Here is a 23,073-nt window from a genome sequence, read left to right on the forward strand (position 1 = left end):
TGCGCAGCGAATGGTCTTCGCTGGCGCAGAAGTGAGAAGCGACCAGGGTCGACAATGATCACGAACGCTCTCAGCCATTGTAAGACTTGGGAGAATCCCCACTGATGGGAAACTAAGCGGGAGGCATGGCAGACGAAAGCTTCGTACGCGCGCTTTCGATGATTTTTGATCCTTCGTCGCAACATCTGGTCCAGGATTTTTGCGCGAACTCGGCCTGACACTTCAGCACTTGCGCTGGATCGGTGCATTCGGCAAGCTTGGTAACGTAATCGGCCTGGTCCTTTAGGAAGCAAGCCGTAAACTCAAGCGCATCCTTCCATTTAGAGGCGAAAAGCCCGGTCGGCACCTGAGTGAACGATTTCATCCATTCAGTGCTGCCTGGCACCGGAAACTGGAAGCTGACCGCCTCTGACTGCGCACCATTCGCATTTTTTTCGATTCCCATGAAAACTCTCCATTACCGGTTTCAATCTATCGCAATGAAAGTTTATGCGCTTCGCACGACAGCAACTTGATCCAAGTCAACAGATGTTGACTTCAGTATATAGTAAGATGACATTGGTTGCTGGCAATAGATTTCTTGCGAGGTTCCATGCGCCGTAAGTCCGCAGTGCAGCCCAAGGTCGCCACGCGCGATCGCATTCTCAATGCTGCAGTGCTGCGATTTTCGAGCCATTCCTATGAACAGACTGGGCTGCGGGACATTGCGGCTGACGTCGGCATCGATGTTTCTTACGTGCACCGCTGCTTTGGCTCGAAAGAGCAGCTTTTCGCCGAAGCGGTCGAGGCCACGGTGCACCCCGCCCGCCTTCTCACCGGCACCGCGGGCGACCTCCCCGGTACGCTCGCCAAGCACGTTTTCGCACGCGACGCCACCCAGGCTCGAGACGAGGTCGGCCCTCTCGACATCATCATCCGCTCGCTTTCAAGTCCGGAAGCGTCGCCCGTCTTGCGGGATTTCATGCTGAACGATTTCATCACCCCACTCGCCAGCAAGCTCGATCAACCGGCGGCGCGGCGGGCCGCTCTAATCGCCGCATTCCTGGCCGGAGTAGGCATTCTGAGGAACGTGCTTGGCGTCGCACCGCTGCTTGAGGCCGAGGGCGGCGACCTCGAAAGCCTCATCGCAAAGACCCTTGAGGACATGATGAAATCTACCGCTGTCAAGCGGTGCGCATAAGCCAAAGATAAAAGGGACCCGCAAATGAGCCCAACGACAAATATGGACAGGAGTCTGGCCCGGCCCGCACGGATGCCTCGGCTCGAGGAAAGCGTCGGCAGCGAGGCGTTCCGTTCGATCGACCGGATGCGCGAAGCCTTGGCCGCACAGACGACAGGAGGTTTATCGCCTGCCTCTCTCGCACTTGCCTTCTTCGATTGGTCGATCCATCTGGCGTCGGCCCCCGGCAAGCGACTGGAACTCGTTGACAAAGCGTCGCGCAAGACAATCCGGTTGCTGTCCCACGTGGCTGCAGCGGGCGCCCACTCTGGCACGCCGCCGTGCATCGAGCCGCTACCCGGGGATTATCGGTTTCGCGCGGAAGGATGGAGAAAACAACCCTATAGTTTCTGGGCACAGGCCTTCTTGCTGAATCAGCAATGGTGGCACAACGTCACTCACGAAGTGCCTGGCATCATGCCGCATCATGAGGATGTGGTGTCTTTTGCCGCTCGCCAGCTCCTCGACATATTTTCGCCGTCGAACAATCCCTTCACCAACCCCGAAGTGGTCGAGAAGACGATCGAGACCGGCGGAGCGAATTTCATTCAAGGGGGGCAAAATTGGCTGGAGGACATAAATCGACTCGCCACGGGGCAGCCGCCGGTAGGCACCGAGCTTTTCCAAGTTGGCAAGGACGTCGCTGTTACGCCCGGAAAGGTCGTCTACCGAAATCATCTGATCGAGCTGATCCAGTATGCGCCGACCACGGAGACGGTGCTCGCTGAACCAGTGCTGATCGTGCCGGCATGGATCATGAAATACTACATTCTCGACCTTTCACCGCAGAATTCTCTGGTCCGCTACCTCGTGGGACGAGGCCACACGGTCTTCTGTATATCATGGCTCAATCCGACTGCTGATGATCGCGATCTCACCATGGACGATTACCGGAGATTGGGTATCATGGCGGCGGTCGATGCCGTCGGCGCCATTGTTCCAGACCGCAAAATCCATGCAACGGGATACTGCCTGGGAGGTACACTTCTATCTATTGCGACCGCCGCCATGGCGCGCGCCGGTGATGACCGACTGGCTTCCGTCACACTATTCGCCGCCCAGACAGATTTTACCGAGCCCGGCGAACTCGCGCTGTTCATCGACCACAGCCAGATGCATTTCCTCGAAAGCATGATGTGGAACAGAGGCTATCTCTCCGCCGACCAGATGGCGGGGGCCTTTTCCCTCTTGCGCACCAACGACCTCGTCTGGTCGCGGCTTGTGCACGATTACCTGATGGGCGAGCGCACGCCGATGGTCGACCTCATGGCGTGGAATGCGGACTCCACACGTATGCCCTACAAAATGCATGCGGAATATCTCCAGCGCCTCTATCTCAATAATGAGCTGGCAGCTGGGCGCTTCATGGTCGATGGGCGGCCGGCGGCGCTTCAGAACATCCGCGCGCCGATGTTCGTCGTCGGGACGGAACGCGACCATGTCGCGCCGTGGCGGTCGGTCTATAAGATCCACTATCTCACCGATACCGACGTCACCTTCGTGCTCACAAGCGGCGGGCACAATGCCGGCATCGTCAGCGAGCCTGGCCATCAACGCCGCCGTTTTCGCGTCGCTTTGAAGCGTACCGCCGATCCCTGCCTCGGAGCGGATGAATGGGCTGCTGCCGCCGTATCGAAAGATGGGTCATGGTGGGTGGATTGGGCCGATTGGCTCGCCACCCATTCCGCGCCGGAACCCGTGCCGCCGCCGGCCCTGCGCTCCGCCGAAAAGGACTATGCGCCGATCGAGGATGCCCCCGGCACCTACGTCTTCCAGCGGTGATGCTATATGGCCGAGATATTCGTCAAGAACCGGACTTTCGACGAACTGCAGGTGGGCGATGCGGCCTCGATTGTGCGCATCGTCGGACGGGATGACATCGATCTTTTTGCGGCCGTCTCCGGCGATACGAACCCGGCGCATCTCGATGCGGCATTCGCGGCCACAGACCTGTTCGGTCACATCGTTGCTCACGGCATGTGGACCGGCGCGCTCGTATCGGCCGTGTTGGGGACGAAGCTGCCCGGCCCGGGCACGATCTATCTCGAGCAGGACCTGAAATTCCTGAGGCCGGCCGCACCCGGCGATACCATCACCGCGACCGTCACGGTCAAGGAGAAGAGGTCGGAGAAGCACATCGTGCGCCTCGAGACTGTCTGTACCAATCAGAAAGGCGATCCAGTGCTGACGGGTATCGCGACCGTGATTGCTCCTGACCACTCGATCGAATGGCCGCGAACAAAGTTACCTGACGTTTCGCTCCGTCGGCACGACCGTTACGAGGCCTTCATGAAGATGGCACGCGATCTTCCGATGATTCCGGCGGCCATCGTGCATCCTTGCTCGCCGGAAGCGATCCTTGCCGCCATCGAGGTTCGGGACGAGGGCTTGCTCGAGCCACTGTTGATCGGACCGGGGGCGAAGATTCGCGCGGCTGCGGAAGCTGCAAAGGTTTCGCTGGACGGCATCGCCATCGAAACCGTCACGCACAGCCATGCTGCTGCGGCGCGGGCCGTCGAACTCGCGGTCGCCGGCAGGGTCTCCTTGCTGGTGAAGGGCAGCCTGCACACCGACGAGTTGCTTGGCGCGGTAGTGGCTCCCGGCTCGGGGCTCCGGACGGAACGGCGGATCAGTCACGTCTACGCCATGGATGTGCCGGCCTATCCCAAGCCGCTCATCATCACTGACGCGGCGATCAACATCCAGCCGACGCTGGCTCAAAAGCGCGACATCTGCCAGAATGCGATCGATCTCCTGCACAAATTAGGCATGGCAGAGCCACTGGTGGCCGTGCTCGCCGCTGTCGAGACGGTCAACCCCAAGATGCCGGCAACGCTTGATGCCGCCGCGCTGACCGTAATGGCGGCGCGCGGCCAGATCAGCGGCGCCAAGGTGGACGGGCCGCTGGCCTTCGACAATGCCATCAACCCGGACGCAGCCCGGACCAAGGGCATCGTCTCGCCTGTCGCGGGCTATGCCGACGTCTTGCTGGTGCCAGATCTCGAAGCCGGCAATATGCTGGCCAAGCAACTGATCTATTTCGCCGGCGCTATCGCCGCCGGTCTCGTGCTCGGCGCGCGCGTTCCTATCGTGCTGACCAGCCGCGCCGATTCCCTGGCCGCGCGGATCACGTCGGCGGCGCTCGCCAAATTGGTCGCCGCGCCGCGACTCGTGAAAGGACTATCATCATCATGAACCCTGAGCTGCTGCTTACGTTCAATGCCGGTTCCTCGACGGTCAAGATCGGCCTCTTCGAGGTCATACGACCATTGTCTGCCGGGTGGCTAAGGGAGTGATCGACTTTCGCCGGAAGCCACTGAGCTTCCGCGTCACGGAAGGGCCCGCGACCTTTGAAGTTGATCTTGAGGCCGTAGCTGCGGGAGGTCATGGCGGAGACCTTTGGCTGGCTCGGCAAGCATTTCGACATGGGCCGCCTCACTACTATCGGCCACCGCGTGGTTCACGGTGGTGATACGTTCGCCGGACCGGTCAGAATCGACGATCCGACGATCGAGACGATCGACAAGCTGACGATGCTCGCGCCGCTGCATCAACCCCAGAGCCTTCGGCTGATCCGTGCGATCAAGCATCTTCGGCCGGAACTCGTACAGGCGGCTTCCTTCGATACGGCATTCCATCGCACGAATGCGGAGGTCGTCCGGCGCTTCGCCATTCCGCGCAGGCTTCACGATGACGGCATCAAGCGCTACGGCTTTCACGGACTATCTTACAAATTTATCGCCGGTGAACTGATGCGCCGCGCACCCAACGCAGCCCAAGGCAAAATGGTCGTCGCACATCTCGGCAGCGGCGCCAGCCTGTGTGCGCTTGAAGCGGGTGTCAGCCGCGACACCAGTATGGGTTTTTCCACGCTCGACGGCGTTCCCATGGCGACCCGCTGCGGCGCGCTCGACCCAGGCGTTCTGCTGCATCTGCTCGGTCCCGGCGGTCGCACCGTGGCGGAGGTCGAGGACATTCTTTATCATCGCTGTGGCCTTCTCGGAGTGTCGGGCATCAGCGCCGACAGTCGCGAGTTGCTGGCGAGCGATCAGCCGGAGGCCGAGGAGGCGCTCGACCTTTTCACCTCCCGCACCGCGGGCGAAATCGCGCGGCTCGCAACGACGCTTGGAGGTCTCGATAGCATCGTCTTCACGGCGGGCATCGGCGAGAACCAGCCGCAGATCCGCATGGCGATATGCGAACGCTTGGCTTGGCTCGGCCTCGAAATTGATACCGCCGCCAACGCCGCGAACGCCGAAACAATTAGCTCCGCATCAAGCCGGATCATTGCCTTCATCATTCCGACCGATGAGGAGCAGGTGATCGCGGACGAGGCTCTTTCCGTATCGAACAGGAAGGAATGACACTGCCCGCCGTTGTCGATCTTGCCGGCAAATGCGACTTTGTGGTGAAGGCCGAAGAGAACTCGCCGATCACCTATTCGAACGAGAACGCCGAGCCCTACGTGCGGCCTGTTGGCGAGTCAATTGGTGCCGATCATTGTCTCCTACGATGTACGTATTCCCGGTCAGTTGGATAGCGTATTCGAGACGATCGGAAACAACGGGGGGCGACTCGAGACGTATAAAGGTTGTAATTCCCAGTCTTGGCGCGAGAAACCAAAACTAAAAGGTGATGATCACCTTCAGTGCCTGGGTATCGGCGGCGCGGGCGAATGCGTCATAGGCATCGAGAATGTTGTCGAAGCCGAAATGATGCGTGATCAGGCGCGTCGGGTCGATCTTCTTGGATTGTACTGTTTTCAAAAGCATCGGAGTCGTCACCGTATCGACCAGCCGCGTGGTGATTGTGATATTCTGCGACCATAGCCGCTCGAGATGAAGATCGACCTTCTGGCCATGCACGCCTACGTTGGCGATGACGCCTCCGGGAGCGATCAGTTCCTCGCAGAGAGCGAAGGTCGCGGGGATGCCGACCGCCTCGATGGCCGTGTCGACGCCGCGATTGCCGGTCAGAGCTTTCACCGTCTCGGCCGCCTTTCCGTCCTTGCTGTTGATCGTATGCGTCGCGCCAAACTGCCGCGCCATCCCAAGGCGACTGTCGTCCAGATCGATCATGATGATTTCCGCCGGCGAGTAGAACTGGGCTGTCAGCAAGGCGGCCAATCCGATCGGTCCGGCGCCCACGATCGCAACCGACGAACCCGGCGCGACCTTTCCGTTGATGACGCCACACTCGAAGCCGGTGGGCAAAATATCGCTCAGCATCACCAGCGCCTCTTCGTCCGCGCCGTCCGGAATCCGATAGAGACTGGTTTCAGCGTGCGGGGTGCGGACATACTGGGCCTGTGTGCCATCGATCTCGTTGCCGAGAATCCAGCCTCCCGTCGTACAATGCGAATACATGCCACGTCGGCAATACTCGCACTTGCCGCAGGAGGAAATGCACGAGATCAGCACGCGATCGCCCGGGCGGAATGCTGTGACGCCGGCGCCGACGGAGTCAATGACCCCGACGCCCTCGTGCCCGAGGACGCGCCCCGGCGCACAGGTGGCCACGTCGCCTTTGAGAATATGCAAGTCCGTGCCGCAGATAGTAGTCTTCACCATCTTGACGATCGCATCGCCGGGGGCCTGGATTTTGGGCATCGGATGGTCTTTGACGGATTTCGCCGCTGGACCGTGATAAACGAGTGCCCTCATAACATTCTCCTACGAATCTGACGGCGACCGACGACGCGTTAGCTACGACCATGTTTTTGCACAATGCCTGCACGACTTCAGCACGCAAATATGCATTACCTGTATGAATTGAAATCCAAGTGACGGGCTTGACCTCGATCAAACCACGCGTGCCCAAAGCATGACTACGTGACAGCTGGTGCCGCGTCGGAATGGGAGACCCAACAGGTGCAGGGGTCGATCACGCGCCCCCAAGAAATCGGTTAGCAGGAGAGCTCGGACCACATGTCATCCGTCCGGGAAACGTAAAATGGCAGGCGATATCCCTCGACCAGGACAGAAGCTGAGCGCCGGGCTGCCGCGAGGCATCTGGGCGCTCGGCTTCGTTAGCATGTTCATGGACATTTCGTCCGAGATGGTCCACGCGCTGCTCCCCGTCTATCTCGTAACCGTGCTCGGTACGTCGACATTGGCGGTCGGCTTCATCGAAGGCATCGCGGAAGCGACTGCAAACATCACAAAGATCTTCTCGGGCGCACTGTCCGACTGGCTCGGCAAGCGCAAGCTGCTGACGGCGATTGGCTATGGTCTTGCAGCTTTTACCAAGCCCGTCTTTCCGCTTGCGGCTAGCGTCGGTTGGGTCGTCACGGCGCGCTTCGTTGATCGCATCGGGAAGGGCATCCGCGACGCCCCTCGGGATGCGCTCGTTGCGGACATTGCGCCAGAGGACCTGCGGGGCGCGAGCTTCGGCTTGCGTCAGTCGCTCGATACGATCGGCGCTGTTGTCGGGCCGCTCGCCGCCATCGCCCTCATGGCGCTCAGCTCCGACAATTTCCGCTTCGTGTTCTGGATCGCGGTGCTGCCGGCCTTCATCTCGTTGGCCGTGATGGTATTCGTCGTCCAGGAACCGTCTCGGCACGAAACAGATACTAAGCCGCGCCTACGTCTAGCGGATGTCAGGCGTCTGCCCGGCCGGTTCTGGGCCGTGGTCGCCGTCGCCACGATCCTGACTCTTGCCCGGTTCTCCGAGGCGTTTCTTATCCTACGTTCACAAAATGTCGGGCTTCCGATCACGCTCGTGCCAGCCGTCATGGTTGTGATGAACGTCGTTTATGCGCTCGCGGCCTATCCGGCCGGCGTGCTTTCCGACCGGCTTGGCCGCGGTGGGCTGCTCGCGGTCGGCTTTGTGTGCCTGATCGTAGCAGATCTTATTCTCGCCCTCGGCCCGACCATTTCGCTTTTGATGCTCGGCGTCGTATTCTGGGGGCTCCACATGGCACTTACTCAAGGTCTTTTCGCAAGTCTGGTGGCTGACACCGCACCGGAAGACCTTCGGGGGACGGCGTTCGGCATGTTCAACTTCGCCGGAGGCATCGCGATGCTGGTTGCAAGCGTCCTCGCAGGTGGATTGTGGGATGCTTATGGACCGGCGGCAACTTTTTTGGCGGGCGCAGGATTCACCGCCGTCGCGTTGATTGGTCTGACGCTAGTCCTAGGCAGAGGACACGAAATGCCCTTTGATTCTCGCAAAGGTTGATACTCAAGAGAGTCCAGACAACGGAACGCTAAAGTTTCGGTTCCAACTACCCAACGCCTTTCTCAAATTTCGTTCTCTCGCGGTTTACCTCGTAGCTGCCCCAAACTTCGCTCCCATCACCCACCGCGTCTTGATGGGCTCGTTATCGGCGTTGATCTCGACATCGCTCTGGCGACAGGATGGCTTCGAGGATCATGCTGGCAAGGTCGGTGTGCTTTGATCACTTGGACACGCACGGATTGATCCTTCAAACCGCCGCGGCAATGCAGGCCCTTGGCTTCCTGGAGCACTTCATGGCTAGGTTGAATCGGTAGGGATTCCCATGAGGGTCGGCTTGTGATTCAAGATGTTAGCTGGGCCGGGGGGCCAGCATCTGATGAGCCGACCTCTTTCCAGTGATCTACGTGAGCGGGTGGTTGTAACGGTGATTGGTGGCGAGAGCTGCCGGGCGGCGGCGACTCGATTTGGCGTTGCAGTGTCCTCGGTGGTGAAGTGGTCGCAGCGCCATCGGGCGACTGGTTCGGTAGCACCGGGCAAGATGGGCGGGGACCGCAAGCCGGTGCTGGAACCCCATCGCGCGTTCATCAAGGAGCGTATCAGCCAGACGCCGCATCTGACCCTGCACAAGCTGAAGGACGAACTGGCCGCGCGGGGAGTTAAGGTCTCGCACAACACGGTCTGGATGTTCCTGCGGCGCGAGGGACTGGGGTTCAAAAAAAACACTATTCGCCCCTCGAGCAGGCGCGCTCTGACGTTGCGCACCGGCGTCGCCGCTGACGGTCGTGGCAAGCCAGCTTGGATCCCCGGCGCCTCGTCTTCATCGACGAGACCTGGATCAAGGCCAGCATGGCCCCGTTACGCGGGTGGGGACCGAAGGGCGAGCGGGTGCGGGGTTTTGCCCCGCACTGCCATTGGCAGACGCTGACCTTTCTCGGCGCTCTGCGCTGCGACAGCCTCATCGCCCCTCGCGTCTTCGACGGGCCGATCAACTGCGAGTGCTTCCGAGCATATGTCGAACAGCAGCTCGTTCCAGTTCTCAGACCCGGCGACATCGTCATCATGGATAATCTCGGCAGCCACAAGTCGGCTGCTCTGCGCCGCCTCTGCCGCGGGGCCGGGGCCAGGCTCTGGTACCTGCCATCTTACTCACCCGACCTTAATCCGATCGAGCAGGCGGCCGCCTTGTGCTCGACGCGCATGCGACGTTCTGCGCGCGGCAGCCGGGGCCGCGACACGCCATCTCGTCGTCGGCATTGACGGAGGACCCAGAGAGTTTGCCGGAGCTGACAACGATTCCGGATGTCCCCATGCGGCAATTGCGGACGCTCGGCCCCCTACTCTCGCCATGTGAAGCCGAGCATGGATTTTCGCGTTCCAGACATCGAGCAGCAGCTTTCTGCCGCGACCGCGCAATCACGCCTCAGTTCTGGCTTAGAGGACGGCATCTCCTGGCTGCCAACTCGCGGGCCCAACAGGCGGTCTTTGCGTATCTCTCGGACTGGTGTCTGAATTTCGGCAGCGTCGGCGGCCATCTTCGCGATCTACATCGAAGGAGCCGCTCTATCTTTCAGGCCTCAATCACTGCATCTGGTTTCACCACGCCTTCTCGCCGATGGCTGGATGCATTTCGAAACCGAAAGTCCTTGTGCCGAGGGAGGCCACGGACTGTCCGTCGCACGTGTTCACGACTCCACCGGAACGATGATCGCGACAGCGATCCAGGAGACTCTCATGGTGCATTTGGCGGAGTCCTGAACTCTCGTAGCAATTGGTGACGGTTTCGCAACTATTCCTGGACTGTCCACCAACCTCTGGACTGACCAAGCAGCCGGGTCGGGCATCAGCTTAGCGGCATCCTGATCTTGTCAGATCCAGTGTCCTAACTCGAACGGCGAAGCCTGTGCGCGTTTCTGAGGTCACGATCTCTACTAGAAGCTCTGCATCCATGCTCCGATGTTGAATAGCGCTTCCTCCGTCGTGGGAAACTGTGCGCCGATAGTCATGAATCCATGAATCTGTCCAGAGAAGTGACGATGAAGCACGGGTACGCCTGCATCGAATAGCTTTGAGACATAGGCCGCTCCTTCGTCCGCGAGCGGATCGAAACCCGCTGTCAACACGTAGGCCGGCGGAAGACCCGAGAAGCGCCGCGCGAGCAGCGGCGATGCGCGCCAGTCCCTCTGTTCGTCGACCGAGCTGAGGTAGAGATCTCGGAACCACAACATCGTGCTTCCAAGTACAGGCAGGCCGACCTCGTCGAGCCTGTGAGACGGATGACTGCAGGTCATTTCGACCGCCGGGTAGATCAAAAGCTGGAACGCGATCTTGTGGGATTCCTCGTCGCGACACTGATGAGTGGCAGCGGCCGCGAGATTGGCTCCGGCACTGTCGCCTCCGACGCCAATTCTGGCAGGATCGAGCTGCAAGGCCGAAGCATTTTCAATCACCCATTTCACGGCGGCAATCGCGTCGCTGACCGCTGCCGGGAATTTGCTCTCAGGCGCCAGCCGGTAATCAAACGCAATGACATTGCACTTGCCCGCTAGCGACAGCCTGCGGCAGAGAATGTCGTGCGAGTCGAGATCGCCGAGCACCCATCCGCCGCCGTGGAAGAAAACCAACGTGGGCCGCAGTTCCGCGTCGGCGGCCGGGCGATAGAGGCGAGCGGGCAGGCTTCCATCCGCGGTCTTCGCCACCATGTCGCGAGTTTCGGCGATTGCAGGCGGCACAAGTGCAGCCGCCTTTCGGGCAGCGGCCATCGCTTCACGGGCTTGCAGCGGCGTCATCGTTTCATAGCGCGGGAGATTAAGGTCGCGAAGACGCGTAACGAGCGCGGCGCAATCCGGATCGAACGGCATGATCTAAGGTTCCTTCCACAATTCAAAATTTGCCATCAGGACACGCATGGGTCTGTCATCGAACTCCATGGCGGGATGGACGGATCACCACGGCCCGACTTGTGCCTCGAAGAGCTTCCCTCGACCGGTTTCGCCACGAGCGACGGGCGCGTCGCAAATCGAATGCGGATTTGTCCACCGCCTCCACTTGTCGCCTTTGAATTATCCGGCCAATAGTTGTCCGGAGCGACGCCCCTTCCATTGGCAACCCGGGACCCAAGTGCATGACGATCAGGACGACCACCCGCAGGCAGACCCATCTCCATCTCGAGAGGTATGTACCCGGTCTGCTGCTGTGGCTTTCGAACAAGCTCGCGGGGAGCGCTTCGCAGGTCTATCGGAGACAATTCGGAATCAACATCGTGGAGTGGCGCATTCTGTCCTACCTCGCCGTCTATGAGACCGGCACGGGTGCGCAGATGAGCCAGCTGATGGGATCCGACAAGGCCGGACTCAGCCGGGGAGCGGCCATCCTTCAGGAGAAGAAGCTGATCAAGAGCCAGCAGGGGCGGGGACGAAATCTCGTGTTCATGCTGACGGCGAAGGGCGAGGCCATGCATGACCGCATGATCCGCCTGGCCCTCGCCCGCCAGGATGCCCTGCTGACCGGGCTGAGCAAGAGCCAGGTCGACGACCTGATCGCTTCTCTCAATGTCCTCTTGCGCAACCTGCCGGCCGTCGAGGCGATCGACGCCAGCAAGTACTAGGGGCCGCCCTGAGCGCACCTGCGGATGCATGTCCCGATCCGCCCTACAGCGATAGCGCGCCGTCGATTGAGATTTCAGCACCGGAGATGTACGCGCTTTCGTCGGAGAGCAGATACAGCACGAGATGCGCAACATCCGCCGCGGTGCCCATTCGCTTCAGCGGAATGAGCGCAGCCCGACGCTCCAGGTCCTCGCGCGACCGTGCGCTCAGCATTTCAGTGTCGATCAGGCCGGGATGGACGGAATTGACACGGATGTTGGACGGCGCGAGCTCGAGCGCGGCTGTCTTTGTCATCCCGCGCACGGCCCATTTCGTGCCGACATAGGCGATGGCGTTGGGAATTCCCTGCAATCCGGCCGTGGACGATATGTTGACGATCGAGCCGCCACTGCGGCGCTTCAGCAAGGGCGCGGCCATCTTGAGGCCGAGAAACACTCCGAGCTGATTGACGCGAAAGTGTGCTTCCATCAGCGCCGCGTCGGTCTCCTGGATCGTCGTGGGCCGGTATATCCCGGCATTGTTGACGAGGCCGTCGAGACCGCCCATGTCCTCGCAACGCTTCATCGCGGACTGCCAGCTCGCTTCTTCGGACACATCGAGGTGCTGGAACTTGGCGCCCGCGCCCAGACTTGCCGCAAGCGCATGCCCCTCTTCCTCGCGCACATCGGCGAGCACGACCCGTGCACCTTCTGCCACGAGCAGACGCGCTTCCTCCGCCCCCTGACCACGAGCGGCCCCCGTGATCAGCACGATCTTGTTGTCGAACCGGCCCATTCTCGCCTCCCGATCAAGGTGAGCCCCCCTGCGAACGTATTCCGCAGGGGGCCGCTCGTTCGCTCAAAGCGCCTCCATCGCGCAGCCGATCTCGTCCTTTGAGCCGAACAGCTTCTCCAGCTCGCCAGCGCTGGCTTCCGCCTGGGCTTTCATCTTCAGCGTATCCCACTGATCGGCGGGATTGGCCTGGGCGGTCCCCATCACCGGCCGGTTGATCAGCTGGTGGTCCCATTCGCGGAACGAGGCGGTCGACGATCCGACCTTGAACTTCAGGCTCTCCAGCGACTCGACGAGCTTGTTGCTATCGGTCGATTTGGCTTGCTCGATCGCCGCAAGGACGAAGCGGGCCATGAACCAGCCCATCCAGACACGATCCGTCGGCGGCTTGTTGTTGACCTTGCGGTAGGTCTCGACCATGTGCCTGTCTTCAGGCGGATTCGCGGGGTCGTTGAAATACCAGGTCTTGCCATAGATGCCGGTCAGCGCTTCGCGCGGGACGCTCCAGAGGTCGGTGTCGCTCACCGCCGGACCGGCAACGGTCACCTGGGCGGTCATGTTGAATTCCTTCAACTGCTTCAGGATTGGACCGACATTGGCCAGACCGCTGACGAGAACATCGGGCTTGGCCTGCCTGACCTTCAGGATGAACGAGCTGATGTCCGTGGTCTCGACAGGCACGCGATCCACGCCGGCGATCGTTCCACCCGCAGCCTTGAGAATTTCGCTGTAGGTCGACAACACGTCGTCGCCGAACGCGAAATTCGCGATCAGGAAGTACCACTTCTTGCCGACGGCAAGAAGCTCGGGTGCCATCGCACGGGCGTAGACCGGCACCGACGCCGGGGCGCGGAACATGAACCGGTTGCACGCCTTGCCGGTCACTTCCCGCGCCGCCGCGTTCAGGCCGATGAAGGGGATGCGGCTTCGCTTTGCGACTGCTCCCATCGCGAGCGTGTTGGCGCTTGAGGTCCCGCCCAGGACGATCGATACCTTGTTGTCCTGGATCAGTTTGGTGATGTTCTGCGTTGCGCTCTGCGGATCGGACTCGTCGAGCCACGTCATCTCGATGTTCCGGCCGATTGCACTGTTATTCGCTTCCTTCAGCGCGAGCTGGAGGCCGGCCACGAGATCCGCACCCTGCTGCACGAAGGCGCCCTGCTTTGCGATCATGACACCGATGCGTACCGGCTCTTCCGCGAGCGCTCTGCTGATGAAGGGGGCTCCAAACGTGAGCGCACCGCCGGAGGCAGCCGCCGCGCCCAGCAATGTTCGTCGGGAGATTCCGCTCCCACGCAGTCCTGATTTCCGTCCCTGGCCTTCCATGTCGTTTCCTCTGCTTTGTTGTTGCTAGTTCCGAGCCCGGCTTTGAGCGATGTCGGCCTCCTCGTGCGCAATGCCGAGGTACTTGGCCTGGAGCGCATGATCGGCGGCAAGCGTGGCTGCCGCGCCCTCAAACACGACGCGGCCATTGACCAGGACATATGCGCGGTCGGCCATATCGAGGATTGCCGACGCGTCATGCTCGACGATCACGAGGCTGGCCCGTTCGCGAAGCTTGATGATGGCCGCCATGATGTCGTCGACGACTGCGGGCGCCAGTCCCTCGAAGGGCTCGTCGAGCAGGATGAGGCGGCTCGGAGCCATGAGCACGCGTGCAATCGCCACCATCTGCCGCTCACCGCCCGACAGGTTCTGCGCCTTGGTGTCGCGGCGCTCCCGCAGCCTCGGAAACAGCCCGAAGATCTCCTCGACCGACGCTCCACCCGGGCGCACGGCAAGCCGCAGGTTTTCCGCGACCGTCAGGTTCGGAAACAGCCGACGCCCCTCGGGAACGATAGAGACTCCCCTGCGATTGATCTCGTGGGACGGCATGCCGAGCAACGACTGGCCGTCAAAGCGGATGTCACCGGCGTTGACATCGCAGGATCCGAGAATGGCGCGGAGCATCGTCGTCTTGCCGACACCGTTGCGGCCGAGGATGGCGACCACCTCGCCCTCCCTCACCTCCAGGTCGACGCCGTTGAGAATCCGGCTGCCCGCGTAGCCACCAGTCAGATCGGACAGAAGGAGGATCGGAGCCGAAACGGCTGTGGCCGGCACCGGGACAGCTTGACCTGCCACCGCGCCCGCACGGCGGGCACCGTGCCGCTTGCCGAGATACGCGGCGATCACCGCCGGATCTCGCGCAATTTCAGCCGGCGCACCGTCAGCGATGAGACGGCCATTGTGCAGAACCGTGATCCGATCAGAGATCGCCAGCACACGATCGATGTCATGCTCGACGAGAAACACCGCGTGCTCCTTGCTCAGGCGCACGATCAGATCGGTGATGATCTGACGGTCGTGCTCGGCGAGACCCGCCAGCGGCTCGTCCAGCAGGAGCACCTTCGACCTCGTCGCCAGCGTCACCGCGATCTCGAGCAGACGCTGCTCGCCATGGGCGAGATTTTCGCACAGCGTGTCCGCCCTGTCCGCGAGTCCGACGGTGTCGAGGAGCGTCCATGTGTGCTGATTCAGGTCATCGAACCCGTAGGCGTCCTTCCAGAAGACGAACCTGCTCGATGCGCCGGCCTGGGCGGCAATCCTCACGTTCTCGTAGGCCGACAATTGCGGGAAGATGCGAACGATCTGGAACGATCGCCCGATCCCCATGCGGGCGCGTTGATGGACCGAGGTTCGCGTGATGTCGCGTCCCTCGAAGAAGATACGGCCCCCACTCGGCGACAGCACGCCGGAGAGCATGTTGAAGAACGTCGTCTTGCCGGCGCCGTTGGGGCCGATGAGGCTGTGCAAGCCGCGCGACTTGATCTGCAGGTCGATCTCTCGCGCGGTGACCACCGCTCCGAAATTGCGTGACAGCCTCCTCACCTCGAGGATTGGGCCCGTCGCCACACCATCGAAGCTGCCGGGATCGTAGGGCCTGATCGTTGCGGGCCGCGGCGGGATGCCGTCCTTCACCAGCGTATGGCGCTGCCGACCGAACAGCCGCTGATAGAGCCCGTGTAATCCCTGGGGCGAGAACAGCGCCAGCATCATCACGATCGGCGCGAACAGCAACCACCAGTTCTCGATGATCGAGCTCAGCGCGTCCTGCAGCAGCAGGAACGTGATCACGCCCCACAGGGGCCCAAGGAAATGATGAACGCCGCCCAGCACGTTGGCGAGCAGCGCATCGCCGGCATGCTGCCAGCTCAGATTGTTGGCGTAGGCGCCCTGGACCAGAAAGGCGAGCAGGCCACCCGCGAGCCCGATCACGGCGCCCGACATCACGAAGGAGCAGAGTTTCAGCCCATAGACGTTGTAGCCGAGACTCCTCGCCCGGGTCTCGTTCTCCCGGAGCGCCTGGAAAGTGCGACCAAGCGGCGAGTGGCCGAACCGCCAGATTCCCCAGAGCACGCTGACCGCGATACCGAGGCACAGCAGATGAAAGGCCCGCGGGTCCCTGATCAGCACGCGCGGAACGTCCTGAAGTCCATTCTCGCCGCCCGTCACGTCGGTCCACTTGAATGCGATCTCGAACGCGATCTGCGAGCAGGCGAGCGTCAGAAGCGAAAAATACAGGCCCCGCCTGAGCAGCACCACGGCGCCGAGAACGACCGCCACCAGGGCCGTGAGCAGCACCGCGAGCAGCAGAGCCTCCACCTCGTTGCCGACGTAGCGCAGCGCGGCGATCGCCGCGATGTAGGTGCCTGTGCCAAAGAACACCGACGCGCCGAAGGGCACGAGGCCGGTATACCCCAACATGATGTTGAGCCCGGCGGCGTAAAGCACGTAGATGACGATCTCGGTAACGATCGACAGATGCGCGTCCGTGACGAAGGCGTAAGCCGTCAGCCCGCCAAGCACGACCACGAGCATCAGGATTGGATTCTTCAGCGCGGCACGGATCATTCGAACCGCTCCCACGCCGTTCCGAACAATCCCCGCGGCCGCAACAGCAGCACGACCGCCATCAGCACATACATCGCGATGCCGGAGAGCTCGGGCGCAAACTGCACCGACAAGGCGGTGACGACACCGACCAGGAGCCCGGCCACGATCGCGCCGGGATAGGACCCCAGCCCCCCGATCGTCACGATCACGAAAGCAGGCATGCTGGCCGCCGACGACATCGCAGGCGTCACGGTCCACAGCGGCCCGGCGAGCACGCCGCCGGCGCCGGCGAGAAAGCAGCCGAGCGCGAATGCCCCGGTGCGAACTTTCGGAAAGTCGATCCCGATCCAGCCCAGCATCTCGGGATCGCGGCTGCCCGCGCGCAGAATCCTGCCGTAGGGCGTGAGCGCAAAGAAGGCCCAGAGGAGACCGAGAATGACGACGGTGATTCCGAGCACGGCGAGACGGTAAGTCGTCAGCAGGATCGGTCCGATCTCGACGATGCCCGCGAAGGCCGACGGTGGGCTCATCGGCAGCGCCATGGTACCCCAGACCGAGCGGATCGTCGCCTCGATCAGCAGCGCGAGCGCAAACGTCACGACCAGGCTCAGCAGCGGCCCCTCGCTGTAGAGACGCCTGACCACGAGTTTTTCGCAAAGGACGCCAACGATGGCGACGCCGATCGGCGCGAGGATCACGGCGGACCAGCCGAACAATCCGATGATTGTCACCGCGATATAGGCCCCGAGGACGAAGAAGGCGCCGTGCGCGAAATTGATGATGCCGAGCAGGCCGAAGATGATCGACAGGCCGATCGCTATCAGGATGTAGAGAACCCCGAGCACCAGTCCGTTGGCGAGCTGCGATACGATGGCTTCAAGCATCGGCGCGATGTCCAACCGCCGCGGCGCCGGACTGCGTCGTCACATCCATCTCATGCGGCCGCCCGTCCCGCGCTGGCGCGGTCCTGACGTCCCCTCCGCGGAACACGACGCGCGCAAGAGCGCCGCGAGTCACACGCATCAAAACTCCTCCCTCTGACACCGCCATTATTCACAATCATGTTGAGGTCGCAACACAATGCCGACTTGAGGTCGCAACATAATGCTGACGGCGCAAGATGCCCTCGCCGCGTCACGACGTCGCGACAATCTCAGATTTCAAATTCCGTGCCCTCCGCGCGGCACGATCCGCCCAGCCTGCTACGCCGGCCGGGCGTCAGCCGGTCGGCGCCACTCGCCGAGCCCGCGCCCTATGCAAGGCTGAAGCCCTCATAGTTCTTTCTGGCGACATCGGCGATGTAGTCCTGATACACGGCCGCACCGCCTAGATACGGCATGAAGATTCGCGGCTTGCCCGGAATGTTCGCTCCCACATACCAAGAGTTGGCGTTGGGCATCATCGTCTTGCTGGCAAGGTCATTCGAATGGGCGACCCACCTTGCCTCCGCTTCGGCGGTCGCCTCGATCGCCTTTCGCCGGTTCGTCTTCAAATGGGCGATACAGTCCGCAATCCAGTCGACGTGCTGCTCTACCGACGTGACCATGTTCGTGAACACGGACGGACTCTGCGGCCCCGTGATGAGGAACATGTTCGGGAAGCCCGCGACCGCCATGCCGATATAGGTCTTCGGGCCTTCGGCCCAGCGATCGGCGAGCTTCACGCCCGCCCGCCCCGTGATATCGATCCGCTTGAGCGCGCCCGTCATGGCGTCGAAGCCCGTGGCCATGACGATGACGTCGAGCTCGAACGACTGTGACTTCGTCTTCACCCCCGTCGCCGTCAGCCGCTCGATCGGATCGGACCGGATGTCGACCAGCGTGACGTTGCTGCGATTGAAGGTCTCGAAATAAGCCGTATCGACGCAGATCCGCTTGCCGCCAATGCCGTAGTCGCTCGGCATGAGTTTCTCGGCCACGTCCGGATCGTGCACCAATGCGCCGATCTTGCGCCGCACAAATTCGGAGGCATGCGCATTGACCTCGGGGTCGCTGGTCATGTCCGGATAGGCATACATGAAGCTGATGCCACCGATCTGCGTCCAGCGTCGCTCGAACTCGGCCTCGCGCTCGTCCCTGCTGACGTCACGTCCGGGCTTGGAGCCTGCCATGTTGAGCGTGTTGTTGCGCGTCTTGCGCGCAGCGAGGCGGCGCTCCGGATATTCGTCTTTCCAGGAGCGCTCGTACTCCCTGGTCATCGGCCGGTTCAGCGCCGGGATCGAGTAGTTGGGGGTGCGCTGGAAGACATACAGATGCGATGCTTGGGCGGCGAGGATCGGCGTCGCCTGGATGCCCGACGAGCCGGTGCCGATCAGACCGACCCGCTTGCCGGTCATGTCGACGCCCTCGTGCGGCCAGTCCGACGTCCGGTAGACCGGTCCCTTGAAGTCCTTCAGGCCCGGGAAATCGGGCACCATCGGGATCGACAGGCAGCCCGTGGCCATGATGCAATAAGGCGCGACAAGGACCTCGCCGGCCTCGGTCCTGACCTCCCAGGTGCTGCTTGTCTCGTCGAAGCGCGCCGACACCACGCGCGTGTTGAGCTGCACGTCGCGCTTCAGGTCGAGCCTGTCGGCGACGAAGTTGATATAGGCGAGAATTTCCGGCTGCGCGGCATAGAGCTCGGACCACTTCCATTCCTGCTGGATCTCGTTCGAGAACGAGTAGGAATACTGCATGCTCTCGACGTCGCATCGCGCCCCGGGATACCGATTCCAGTACCAGGTCCCCCCGATCGACTCTGCCGCTTCCAGCACCTTGACCGAATAACCGTCCTGACGCAGTCGGTGCAGCGCATAGAGACCGCCAAATCCGGCCCCCACCACGATCACGTCAACTTTGGCAGTCATTTCGGTATCCTCCGAGTATTCTTCATTGCTCAGCCTAAACGGCTTTGGAGAGCGTATATACGCACTATGTTGCGATCGCAACATAGAAATTGGATGCCGATCCATGCGCGGGAGATCGATGGACGACAAGATGTTGATATCGCAATACTTGTGATGTCTCACGGTGTCGAATGCGCAGCAGAGCTCCGCCATCACAAGCAACCGCCCGTCGACGCCCGAGCCAAGTTGCCGGGCTGGAACAACAGACCGCGAACCCAACCAGGAGCAACCGCGAATCCGGTCCGACGATGGCGAGCCGCGACCTCCCTCGGATAGCTTCATCAATCCGTGAGACGTTCAACCATCTGCAACAGCGGAATTGAGGAATCTAGATCGCCGTATAGCCTCCGTCGGCGTTGATACAGGCGCCGGTGATGATCGAGGCCCTGTCGCTGGCGAGAAAGGCCACGACCTCTGCAATCTCCTCGGGCCGCGCCAACCGCCCGATCGGCTGCCGCAGCAGCATCATCTGGCGGGTCGCCTCCGGCAGCTTTGCCAACAACGACGTATCGACATAGCCGGGAGAGACGCAATTGGCCCGGATCCCCTGACGCGCATAAGTCAGCGCCACTGAGCGCGTGAGATTGACGACTGCAGCTTTCGCGGCCGAATAGGCGTTGCTGTTCTCCTGGCCGACATGGGCGAGGATCGATGCCATGTTGACGATGGCTCCGCCGCCCGTCGCGAGCATGGCGCCTGCGGCGAACTTGTTGCAGATCGCCACGCCCGTGAGATCGACATCGATCACGTGCCGCCAGTCGGCGAGATCGAGCTCGTGGATCGGCGACTTGCGCTCGGGAATGCCGGCGTTGGCAACGAGGATGTCGAGCCGGTCGAAGCGGTTGACGGCCGCCTCCATCAGCGCGGCAACGGCCGCCTCATCGGTGACGTCGACCGGTTGAAACGCGGCCGCATGTCCGGTTGCGACAAGCTCGGCCGCAAGCGCAGCGCCGCTCTCGGTGAGATCTCCGAGCAAGACGTTCGCCCCTTCGGCGGCGAACAGCCGTGCGATCGCGGCTCCGATCCCGGAGCCGGCGCCGGTGATGACGGCAACTTTTCCCTCTAGCAGCATGTCCCCCACCCGGCGTTGTTGCCTGCTTGACATTCAGTTCTTCTCGAAGCCCGGACGGGGAATTGTGCCCATGAGGGTTCGGGTGAAACCACCGTCCACGACGATCTCCTCGCCGGTGATGTAGCTTGCGCGTTCGCTCGCGAGGAAGACGACCGCATCTGCGATGTCCTCGGGCCGCCCGATCCGCTGCGCTGGCACCAAGACCCGCCGCGCGCCATGCACGCCGGGGGCCTGATAGATCGCCTCGGTCATCGGCGTGCGGATCATGCCCGGACTGACGACATTGCTGCGCACGCCGCGCGGTCCCCATTCCACAGCGAGTTGACGGGACAACATGACCACGCCGGCCTTGCTCGCGCTGTAGGCGCCACTGTAGCTCTGCGGAAACGAGGCCGAGATCGATGCCACGTGAACGATAGCGCCGGAGCCCCGCGCCAACATCGGCTCGCCGAAGATCCGCGCGCAGCGCAAGTAGCCGGTCAGATTGAGCGACAGGATGCGTTCCCAATTGCCCATGCTCGTGGTCTCGAGCCCGCCGGGCAGCATCGTGCCGGCATTGTTGACGAGGATCTCAGTCTCGCCGACCTTCGCCGCCACCTCGCTGGCGGCCCGCGCGACGCTGTCATCACTGGTGACATCGCAGGCAAGGAACTCTGCGCGGCCGCCATTTGCCCGAATCTCCGCTGCCACGGCCGCGCCGGCCTCGTCGCGGTCGAGCACGACAACAGTGGCGCCGACTTCCGCAAGACCGAGCGCAATGCCGCGCCCGATGCCGGCGCCACCGCCGGTGACGACTGCGACTTTCGCCGTGAGATCGATCCATGCCATGTAGAGCTCCGAGGGTTCAAAGAACGAGACCGCCGCCTCAGGTGGCGAGGTCTGCCAGGGACGGCAGCTCGATCCTCCGGATCAGACGGTTCTCCTGGGCGACAATGAGATGCTGGGAGGCATGCAGGTAAGCCGGCCACTCCGAATCCTTGTCGCGCGCGACGTGCGCCCGCTCGAATTCGCCCATGTCGGGGAAGCCCCAGAGATGGACGACCTGATTCAGCGGGCCAACCGCGCTCGTGAACATCCCGAGCGGTCGCCCCAGATATCTGAGCTGGACCGGCATTGCGAGACGATCGAAGACATCGATGAACTCCCCCATCTTTCGCAGGCGAATGGTGTAGACCCGCAAGTCGACAATGGCGTGCTCGGTCATTGGCTCTCTCATCCGGCTTTGGGCAATCAACTGCGCACGAGTGCGCAATTCCCCTCCTCGAGGGGGCGGAACGCCTCGTCCGCGCTCAGCGTCGAGACCAGCTTGTAGACGTCGCCGGTCGAACTGCTCTCCGTCGGCTTCTTTACTTCGAACAGATAGGCCGGATGAATCTTGCGGCCGTCGGCGCGGATCAGACCCTGACCGAAGCAGTCATCATCGGTCGGCATCTTCTTCATCAGTTCGACCACGCCGCGGCCGTTGCGCTTGGCCTGTTCGACGCCAAGCTCCTTCACCGCCTTGAGGTAGTGCAGCACGCAGGCGTAGTCGCCAGCCTGGCTCATGTTGGGATAGACATTGGAGGCCAGGCGCGGCTTCACGCGATTCATGAAGGCGCGGGTCCGGTCGTTGAGATCCCAGTAGAAGGTCTCGGTGAGCGACAGGCCCTTGGCCGTCGACAGTCCCATGCCGATGACGTCGGTGACATAGCCGACCAGGGCCGCCATGCGCGTGCCGCCCTGGTCGAGGCCGAACTCCTGGGCCTGTTTCAGGCAGTTGATCAGCTCGTTGCCGGAATTGGCGAAGGCGATGACATTCGCGCCGCTCGACTGGGCCTGCAGCAGGAACGACGAGAAGTCCGAGGTCGAGCCGAAGGGATAGCGCACCGAGCCGAGCACCGTGCCGCCGGCCGCCTTGACGAATTTCGCCGCGTCAGCTTCGGCAGCATGGCCAAAGGCATAGTCGGCGGTGACGAAAAACCATTTCGAGCCGCCGGTGCGCACGAGCGAGGTCGCCGTCGAATGGGCGAGGCACCAGGAATCCCAGGACCAGTGCACGAGATTGGCGCTGCAGCTCTTGCCGGTCAGGTCCGACGAGCCGGCGGTGGTGATCAGCGCGACCTTGTTCTTGTCCTCGATCAGGTATTTGGCGCCGAGCGCGATCGAAGAGTTGCCGACATTCTCGATGACGTCGACGCCGTCCTGATCGAACCATTTGCGGATGAGCGCCAGCCCGACATCGGCCTTGTTCTGATGGTCAGCAACCAGGACCTCGACCCTGATGGAGGGATTGGCCGCCATGAATTCGGCCGCCGCCTGCTGCGCGCAGGCAACCGTCGTGGGCCCCGATACGTCGCGATAGATGCCGGACATGTCGGTGATCACGCCGATCCGGATTGTGTGGTCGGATTGCGCCCGGACGAGGCGGGGCGCCAGCGCTGTCGCGAAACCGGCACCGACGAAACCGCGGCGTGTCAAGGTCATG

At 62.0% G+C, this 23,073-nt stretch carries 18 protein-coding genes and 2 pseudogenes; 8 read left to right on the forward strand and 12 right to left on the reverse strand.

Translation table 11 applies throughout. From position 1 onward, the window contains the following. Window positions 1-112: 112 nt before the first annotated feature. The gene (locus ACSHT2_RS06785) at window positions 113-445 is read right to left on the reverse strand and encodes a phasin family protein (RefSeq protein WP_440640909.1); all 333 of its coding nucleotides are present in this window, start codon (window positions 443-445) and stop codon (window positions 113-115) included. Between the two features lie 147 nt (window positions 446-592). Here ACSHT2_RS06785 and ACSHT2_RS06790 point away from each other — a divergent pair, with 147 nt between their 5' ends. The 4 genes and pseudogenes from ACSHT2_RS06790 (at window position 593) to ACSHT2_RS06805 (ending at window position 5,583) form a co-directional block, all read left to right on the forward strand. Next, window positions 593-1,180, forward strand: a complete 588-nt coding sequence (locus tag ACSHT2_RS06790) for a TetR/AcrR family transcriptional regulator (protein ID WP_440640910.1) — start codon at window positions 593-595, stop codon at window positions 1,178-1,180. 72 nt (window positions 1,181-1,252) lie between these two features. Beyond that, window positions 1,253-3,001, forward strand: a complete 1,749-nt coding sequence (locus ACSHT2_RS06795; protein ID WP_440642790.1) for a PHA/PHB synthase family protein — start codon at window positions 1,253-1,255, stop codon at window positions 2,999-3,001. 6 nt (window positions 3,002-3,007) lie between these two features. Beyond that, on the forward strand, window positions 3,008-4,414 hold the full coding sequence (locus ACSHT2_RS06800; protein WP_440640911.1) for a bifunctional enoyl-CoA hydratase/phosphate acetyltransferase: 1,407 nt from the start codon (window positions 3,008-3,010) through the stop codon (window positions 4,412-4,414). Next, a pseudogene (locus tag ACSHT2_RS06805) lies at window positions 4,411-5,583 on the forward strand (acetate/propionate family kinase). The gene ACSHT2_RS06800 and the pseudogene ACSHT2_RS06805 overlap by 4 nt, the downstream one beginning before the upstream one ends. Before the next feature lie 261 nt (window positions 5,584-5,844). Here ACSHT2_RS06805 and ACSHT2_RS06810 read toward each other — a convergent pair. After that, window positions 5,845-6,882 carry a zinc-dependent alcohol dehydrogenase family protein gene (locus tag ACSHT2_RS06810; protein WP_440640912.1) on the reverse strand — a complete coding sequence of 346 codons (1,038 nt, stop codon included), beginning with the start codon at window positions 6,880-6,882 and terminating at the stop codon, window positions 5,845-5,847. Between the two features lie 289 nt (window positions 6,883-7,171). Here ACSHT2_RS06810 and ACSHT2_RS06815 point away from each other — a divergent pair, with 289 nt between their 5' ends. From ACSHT2_RS06815 to ACSHT2_RS06825, 3 genes and pseudogenes are all read left to right on the forward strand, one after another. Beyond that, entirely contained in the window at window positions 7,172-8,398 is a 1,227-nt protein-coding gene (locus tag ACSHT2_RS06815; protein ID WP_440640913.1) for an MFS transporter, read from the forward strand. Window positions 8,399-8,774: 376 nt separating this feature from the next. After that, window positions 8,775-9,613: pseudogene (locus tag ACSHT2_RS06820) on the forward strand (IS630 family transposase); the annotation flags it as partial. 372 nt (window positions 9,614-9,985) lie between these two features. Next, window positions 9,986-10,153 carry a hypothetical protein gene (locus tag ACSHT2_RS06825; RefSeq protein WP_440642791.1) on the forward strand — a complete coding sequence of 56 codons (168 nt, stop codon included), beginning with the start codon at window positions 9,986-9,988 and terminating at the stop codon, window positions 10,151-10,153. A gap of 173 nt (window positions 10,154-10,326) precedes the next feature. On the opposite strand, the gene ACSHT2_RS06830 is transcribed toward ACSHT2_RS06825, so the two are convergent. Next, window positions 10,327-11,256, reverse strand: a complete 930-nt coding sequence (locus ACSHT2_RS06830; protein WP_440640914.1) for an alpha/beta hydrolase — start codon at window positions 11,254-11,256, stop codon at window positions 10,327-10,329. A gap of 263 nt (window positions 11,257-11,519) precedes the next feature. Here ACSHT2_RS06830 and ACSHT2_RS06835 point away from each other — a divergent pair, with 263 nt between their 5' ends. Beyond that, entirely contained in the window at window positions 11,520-12,002 is a 483-nt protein-coding gene (locus tag ACSHT2_RS06835; protein ID WP_440640915.1) for a MarR family winged helix-turn-helix transcriptional regulator, read from the forward strand. A gap of 43 nt (window positions 12,003-12,045) precedes the next feature. Here ACSHT2_RS06835 and ACSHT2_RS06840 read toward each other — a convergent pair whose 3' ends face one another. From ACSHT2_RS06840 to ACSHT2_RS06880, 9 genes are all read right to left on the reverse strand, one after another. Next, window positions 12,046-12,777, reverse strand: coding sequence for an SDR family NAD(P)-dependent oxidoreductase (locus ACSHT2_RS06840; RefSeq protein WP_440640916.1), 732 nt, complete (start codon window positions 12,775-12,777; stop codon window positions 12,046-12,048). A 63-nt stretch (window positions 12,778-12,840) separates the two neighbouring features. Beyond that, window positions 12,841-14,100, reverse strand: a complete 1,260-nt coding sequence (locus ACSHT2_RS06845) for an ABC transporter substrate-binding protein (protein WP_440640917.1) — start codon at window positions 14,098-14,100, stop codon at window positions 12,841-12,843. Window positions 14,101-14,124: 24 nt separating this feature from the next. Beyond that, window positions 14,125-16,668: a branched-chain amino acid ABC transporter ATP-binding protein/permease gene (locus tag ACSHT2_RS06850; protein WP_440640918.1), complete on the reverse strand. Its 2,544-nt coding sequence runs from the start codon at window positions 16,666-16,668 to the stop codon at window positions 14,125-14,127. Further along, window positions 16,665-17,534, reverse strand: coding sequence for a branched-chain amino acid ABC transporter permease (locus ACSHT2_RS06855; RefSeq protein ID WP_440640919.1), 870 nt, complete (start codon window positions 17,532-17,534; stop codon window positions 16,665-16,667). The genes ACSHT2_RS06850 and ACSHT2_RS06855 overlap by 4 nt, the downstream gene beginning before the upstream one ends. 368 nt (window positions 17,535-17,902) lie before the next feature. Next, window positions 17,903-19,498 (reverse strand): flavin-containing monooxygenase, encoded by a 1,596-nt coding sequence (locus tag ACSHT2_RS06860; RefSeq protein WP_440640920.1) that lies wholly within the window; start codon window positions 19,496-19,498, stop codon window positions 17,903-17,905. 367 nt (window positions 19,499-19,865) lie between these two features. Further along, complete coding sequence (locus ACSHT2_RS06865; RefSeq protein WP_440640921.1) at window positions 19,866-20,609, reverse strand: SDR family NAD(P)-dependent oxidoreductase; 744 nt, start codon at window positions 20,607-20,609, stop codon at window positions 19,866-19,868. 33 nt (window positions 20,610-20,642) lie between these two features. After that, window positions 20,643-21,437: an SDR family NAD(P)-dependent oxidoreductase gene (locus ACSHT2_RS06870; protein ID WP_440640922.1), complete on the reverse strand. Its 795-nt coding sequence runs from the start codon at window positions 21,435-21,437 to the stop codon at window positions 20,643-20,645. A gap of 37 nt (window positions 21,438-21,474) precedes the next feature. Then, window positions 21,475-21,813, reverse strand: a complete 339-nt coding sequence (locus ACSHT2_RS06875) for an NIPSNAP family protein (RefSeq protein WP_440640923.1) — start codon at window positions 21,811-21,813, stop codon at window positions 21,475-21,477. 26 nt (window positions 21,814-21,839) lie between these two features. Then, on the reverse strand, window positions 21,840-23,072 hold the full coding sequence (locus tag ACSHT2_RS06880; RefSeq protein WP_440640924.1) for an ABC transporter substrate-binding protein: 1,233 nt from the start codon (window positions 23,070-23,072) through the stop codon (window positions 21,840-21,842). Window position 23,073 lies beyond the last annotated feature (1 nt).

The organism is Bradyrhizobium sp. PUT101, assembly GCF_052043945.1.
Classification (GTDB): Bacteria; Pseudomonadota; Alphaproteobacteria; order Rhizobiales; family Xanthobacteraceae; genus Bradyrhizobium.